The following is a 4,004-nucleotide window of genomic DNA, read 5'->3' on the forward strand; positions in this document are numbered from 1 at the left end:
CCGACCGGCTCGGCGCGCGCGCCGTGCTCGATGGGCTCGCGGCGGACGGCGTCGGGCTGCGCGCCGAGGTCGTCGACGTCGGCAAGCGCCCCGGCCACCACGCGGTGCCGCAGGACGCGATCAACGCCCTCCTCGTGCAGCTCGCGCAGGACGGCAAGAGCGTCGTGCGGCTCAAGGGCGGCGACCCCTACGTGTTCGGGCGCGGCGGCGAAGAGCTCGCGGCGTGCCACGACGCCGGCATCCCCGTCGAGGTCGTACCCGGCATCACCAGCGCGATCTCGGTGCCCGCGATCGCCGGCATCCCCCTCACGCATCGCGGCGTCGCCACCGCCTTCACCGTCGCGACAGGCCACGACCAGATCCGCGACCTCGGCGGCGGGCGCGACCACACTGTCGTGCTGCTCATGGGCGTCGGCACGCTCGCGCACTCCGCGATCACCCTCGCCCGCGGCGAGCGCGGGGCCGACTGCCCCGTCGCCGTCATCGAGGACGGGTACGGCGAGCGCCAGCGCGTCACGGCGGGCACGCTCGCCACCATCGCCCATCAGGCAGCGGAACGCGGCATCCGCTCCCCCGCCGTGGTGGTCGTCGGCGATGTCGTTCGGCTCAGCCCGTACGCGCCGGCCGACCTCGCCACCCTCGATCTCTCCCAGCACGACCCGCTCGCTCCCGAGCGCACGCGAAAGGCCCCTGCCCAGTGACCCTGTCGAACCTCCACCGTCTCCGCGTCGCGATCGTCGGCGCCGGCCCCGCCGGCATCTACGCCGGCAACATCCTCACGAACGCCGTGGCCGATGCCGGCGGATCGGTGGCGATAGACCTGTTCGAGTCACTCCCCGCGCCGTACGGGCTCATCCGCTATGGCGTCGCACCCGACCACCCGCGCATCAAGGGGATCGTGAACTCGCTGCACGAGATGCTCGACGCGGGCACCACGCGGTTCATCGGCAACGTCGAGGTCGGCCGCGACATCGCGCTCGACGAGCTGCGGGAGCGCTACGACGCGCTCATCCTCGCGACCGGTGCCATCCGCGACGCCGCGCTCGACATCCCCGGCATCGATCTGCCGGGCTCGTACGGCGCGGCCGACTTCGTCGCGTGGTACGACGGCCATCCCGACGTGCCCACCGAGTGGCCGCTCGACCAGCGCGAGGTCGCGGTCATCGGCAACGGCAACGTCGCGCTCGACGTGGCGCGCGTGCTCGCGAAGCACGCCGTCGACCTCCGGCCGACCGAGATCCCCGACAACGTGCTCGCAGGCCTCGAGGCCTCGGCGGTGACCGACGTACACGTGTTCGGCCGCCGCGGCCCCGGCGACATCAGGTTCACGCCGATCGAGCTGCGCGAACTCGGCGAGGTACCGGACGTCGACATCGTCGTGCACGACGAGGACTTCGAAGGCGCCGACCCCGCGAATGCGACGAGCAACCAGCTCAAGGTCATGCTCCGCATCCTGAACGGCTGGCGCACGCGCGAGTCCATCGGTGCGAGCCGGCGACTTCACCTGCACTTCTACCACTCGCCCGTCGAGGTGCTGGGCGACGCCCGGGTCGAGGCCGTGCGCTTCGAGCGCACCGAGCCGGTCGGCGACGGCCGGGTGCGCCGTACCGGCGAGTTCCGCGAGATCGCGGTGCAGCAGGTGTACCGGGCGGTCGGCTACTACGGCACGCCGGTGGTCGGTGCACCGTTCGACGCGAAAGCCGGCGTGGTCCCGAACGTCGAAGGACGCGTGACGGATGCTGTGGCCACAGGTGACACCGACGCCCCGGCGATCGCCGGGCTCTACGCCACCGGGTGGATCAAGCGCGGACCCGTCGGCCTCATCGGCCACACCAAGTCCGACGCGATGGAGACCATCGCGCACCTCCTCGCCGACGCGCAGGCCGGCGTGCTCTCGGCCCCGGCCGTCGACGGCGATGTGCTGGACCTCCTCGACGAGCGTGCGGTCGAGTACACGACGTGGGACGGGTGGCTGGCCCTCGACGCGCACGAGCGCGAGCTGGGCGCGACGCACGTCCACACCCGCGAGCGCGTCAAGGTCGTGCCGCGCGACGCACAGGTCGCGATCTCGAGACGCTCGCAGAGCGAGCACTCGATCCGGCGAATCTCGGCCTCCGGCGCGCTCGTCCCATGACGTACGTGATCGCTCTGCCGTGCGTCGATGTGAAGGACCGAGCCTGCATCGACGAGTGCCCGGTGGACTGCATCTACGAGGGCGAGCGGTCGCTGTACATCCACCCGGACGAGTGCGTCGACTGCGGCGCGTGCGAGCCGGTCTGCCCCGTCGAGGCGATCTACTACGAAGACGACCTGCCCGACGAGTGGTCGGACTACTACAAGGCGAACGTCGAGTTCTTCGACGACGTCGGCTCTCCCGGCGGTGCCGCCAAGGTGGGTGTGATCCACAAGGACCACCCGATCATCGCCGCGCTCCCGCCTCAAGGAGGCGAGCATGTCTGATTCCGCGCACACGGGACCTACGGTCGATGCATCTGGGACCGAGGTCGATGTCGTCATCGTGGGCGGCGGCCCGGCTGGGCTCTCGGCGGCGCTCAATCTGGGCCGGGCGAGGGCCTCGGTCGTCGTCGTCGACGCGGGTCGGCCGCGAAATGCGGCGACCCTCCGGTCGCACGGCTTCCTCACGCGTGACGGGATCCCGCCGCTCGAGCTGCGCAAGCTGGCGCGGGCGGAGCTCGCGGCCTACCGGAACGTCCGTGTGTTCGATCGCACGGCCGTGTCGGGGCTGCTCTCGACCGATTCCGCAGACGGCATGCGATTCGTGGTGGCGCTGCAGGGGCGCGGCCCGGGCATCCCACCCGCGGTCGCGGCGCGTTCGGTGCTGATCGCGACCGGCCTCCGCGAGACGCTGCCGGGCATCCCCAGCCTGCGCGCGTACTACGGCGTGACGATCTTCAGCTGCGCCGCGTGCGACGCGTGGGAGCTGCAGGACCGTTCGCTCGCCCTCATCGGCGAGACGACGGATCTCGCGGCCCGCGCGCGGCTGATCGCACGCTGGACCGACCGGCTCACGGTGTTCACCAACGGGTCCGACGCGGTCGACACCGTCGAGGAGGCAGAGCTCACGGCATCCGGGATCGTCGTCGAACGTCGCGCCATCGACGACCTCGAGGGCGAGCGCGGCGCGGTATCGGCCGTGCGTCTCGCCGACGGCGAGCGCGTCGAGATCGAGGGCGGGTTCGTGCGGCCGCAGTGGCACCCCGCCCTCGACTTCGTGACCGCGCTCGATCTCGAACGCGACAGGTTCGGAAACCTCGTGACCGATCGTTCGGGACGCACATCGGTGACCGGCGTCTATGCCGCGGGGGATGCCGCGTCGCCCGGTCCGCAGCAGCTCATCGTCGCGGCGGGCCAGGGTGCGCGCGCCGCTGCCGTCATCGTCCACGACTCCATCGGGGTGCGCACCGCCCACTGATCTCGTCACGGCCGCGTGCGACAACGGCGCGCCCGACGACCTCGTGGCGGCGCTCGAGGAATCCCGGCAAGGAGTCGTTCGACGGCCCCACCGCGGTCAGCGAGGCCGTCCCCGGCGGTTGATTCGCTCTCGGCGACCGCTCCGGCATGAGGCAGGATTGCCTCGATGTCTGCGATCGCCGATGACCCGGGCGCGGAGCTGCGTGCGCTCCGCGAGCGCGCGTACGGGCCGGATGCCGACATCCATGACGATCCCGCAGCCATGCAGCGCCTCCGCGAGCTCGAGGACGGCGAGCGCGCCCGCCCGGCAGCTGCCTCCCCCGACATCGATGCGATGCGCGGGCTGTTCGACGAGGCTGCGGGTGCACCGCGGCGTGTGGAACGCACGAGGATGGCGGTCGAGGTCGACGCCACCGCCGCAACGGACGCGAGCAACCCGCCTGACGCCGCCCCGATGTCGGCCCCCGCGCCGGCCACGGACGCCGTCGACGACACACGGCCGGAGTCCCGCTCCGCGCACGTCGGAGGGACTGCGGGCACGCAGGCGGCCGAAGCCGCGGCCGGCGATCGCG

The 4,004-nt window shown here is 72.1% G+C and carries 4 protein-coding genes and 1 pseudogene; all 5 read left to right on the forward strand.

Translation table 11 applies throughout. The features are described from left to right. Nucleotides 1–701: uroporphyrinogen-III C-methyltransferase (cobA, locus tag EIO58_RS13905; protein WP_127820036.1), on the forward strand; the 701-nt coding region annotated here is incomplete at its 5' end. Continuing rightward, nucleotides 698–2,134, forward strand: a complete 1,437-nt coding sequence (locus tag EIO58_RS13910; RefSeq protein WP_127820037.1) for an FAD-dependent oxidoreductase — start codon at nucleotides 698–700, stop codon at nucleotides 2,132–2,134. The genes cobA and EIO58_RS13910, both read left to right, overlap by 4 nt. Continuing rightward, complete coding sequence (gene fdxA, locus EIO58_RS13915) at nucleotides 2,131–2,460, forward strand: ferredoxin (RefSeq protein WP_127820038.1); 330 nt, start codon at nucleotides 2,131–2,133, stop codon at nucleotides 2,458–2,460. The genes EIO58_RS13910 and fdxA overlap by 4 nt, the downstream gene beginning before the upstream one ends. After that, complete coding sequence (locus EIO58_RS13920) at nucleotides 2,453–3,433, forward strand: NAD(P)/FAD-dependent oxidoreductase (protein ID WP_127820039.1); 981 nt, start codon at nucleotides 2,453–2,455, stop codon at nucleotides 3,431–3,433. The genes fdxA and EIO58_RS13920 overlap by 8 nt, the downstream gene beginning before the upstream one ends. Before the next feature lie 165 nt (nucleotides 3,434–3,598). Continuing rightward, nucleotides 3,599–4,004, forward strand: a pseudogene (locus EIO58_RS13925) (hypothetical protein); the annotation flags it as partial.

Origin of the sequence: Microbacterium sp. CPCC 204701 (genome assembly GCF_004010105.1) — a bacterium.
Lineage (GTDB): Bacteria > Actinomycetota > Actinomycetes > Actinomycetales > Microbacteriaceae > Microbacterium.

Excerpts from the sequence above, each read along its gene's own strand:
- fdxA (WP_127820038.1), top strand. The coding sequence starts at position 2,131 with ATGACGTACGTGATCGCTCTGCCGTGCGTCGATGTGAAGGACCGAGCC.
- EIO58_RS13920 (WP_127820039.1), top strand. The coding sequence starts at position 2,453 with ATGTCTGATTCCGCGCACACGGGACCTACGGTCGATGCATCTGGGACC.